Raw genomic sequence first — 1,394 nt, forward strand, 5'->3', positions numbered from 1 at the left:
CTGCTCAGGCGATCCAGGCGGAGTCCGGACACCACCTATGGTCTGAAACGTTTCGTCGCGAACTCAAGGACATATTTGCAATACAGGAAGAGATTGCACAAACAATCGCAGATCTGCTTAGGCTTCGCATTCCTGAAGCGCACGTAGCTCAACGGCCTCCCGAACTGAATCTTAGTGCTTATACCGCGTACTTGCGTGCCCGCTTTCTGATTCATCAACAGTCGCCTGAGGCACTACAGTCAGCACTGGAGCAACTGCGGACGCTCTCGACGGCGTTTCCGGAGTACGCTCCCGCATACAGTGGCATGGCTGTAGCAAGCGGCCTGCTCGCGCAGTTTGGCGCGGTGTCAGGACGCCAGGCGTATCCGGAAATAAAGGCTAATGCAGAGCGAGGCTATGCACTCGATCCGCGGTCTGGAGAGACATGTACCGTGCTTGGCGGGCTCCGCGGCTGGTTCGAGTATCAGTGGGATGAAGCGAACCACTTATACGATCGCGCCCTGGAGCTTCAACCTGGCCATGCGCCCGCCCACATGTTTCGTGCAATGGCTTTGCTGTGCCAGGGAGACTTTGCGGCTGCGGAAGCAGGACTCCGCCGCGCAATGGAATTGGATCCGCTATCGGCCAGTGACTGTGCCCGGATGGCCTATGTGCATTACCTCAAGGGAGACTATTCGGCCGCGACCGAACATCTTCAACGATCATTTGAGTTGGATCGCGACTATCCCGAAGCGCGCTTTTACCGCGGGCTTTTGCAATTCCAACAACAACATTACGATGCAGTCATCCAGTCTCTCTCGCCTTCCAACTCCCCACTGGAAATTGGCCTGATTGCTGCGGCGCACGCCAGAGAAGGCAGGCCTTCGCAGGCCGAGGAATGCATCGCAAGACTACGTCAACTCGCGAAACAGCTTTACGTCACTCCCTTGGCGGAAGGTTTTGCCGCAATTGGGATGGAAGACTTCGATCTCGCCTTTCTGCGGCTTGATGAAGCCGTAGAAGACAAGACGAATTTTACAAATCTCATCGCGGTAGAGCCATTTTTCCATCCTCTCCGAGCCGACCGCCGGTTTGCCAAACTGCTGAAAAAGCTAAACTTAAAGGTTTAGCAAAACCRTAATAAGGTCGTAATCTTAYGTCGGGCTTACGGCCCATTACTCCCTTCCCCGCTCGCATTGAGACAGCATTGTCTCATGCAACGACGCACTCGAACCGCTTGCTTCACTCTCACACTAGCGACGCTGACACTGCTAGCGCGGGGCCAGGATCTCGCACCTCGATCTGCCGCGTCGATGGAACGAGCGGCAGAACAACACTCGGATATCTCTGAGTTACCCCTCGAACAGGCGATTGAACTCGCCATCGCAAACAACAGCAACCTGAAGACCGCCAGC

1 protein-coding gene and 1 pseudogene are annotated in these 1,394 nt (G+C 55.5%); both read left to right on the forward strand.

Annotated features, from left to right (window positions below; translation table 11 throughout):
- On the forward strand, positions 1 to 1,109 hold a 1,109-nt coding region (locus AB4043_RS25525; RefSeq protein WP_442308520.1), incomplete at its 5' end, for a tetratricopeptide repeat protein.
- An 84-nt stretch (positions 1,110 to 1,193) separates the two neighbouring features.
- Positions 1,194 to 1,394: pseudogene (locus AB4043_RS25530) on the forward strand (TolC family protein); the annotation flags it as partial.

Origin of the sequence: Terriglobus sp. YAF25 (genome assembly GCF_052113305.1) — a bacterium.
In the GTDB taxonomy this organism is placed as follows: domain Bacteria; phylum Acidobacteriota; class Terriglobia; order Terriglobales; family Acidobacteriaceae; genus Terriglobus.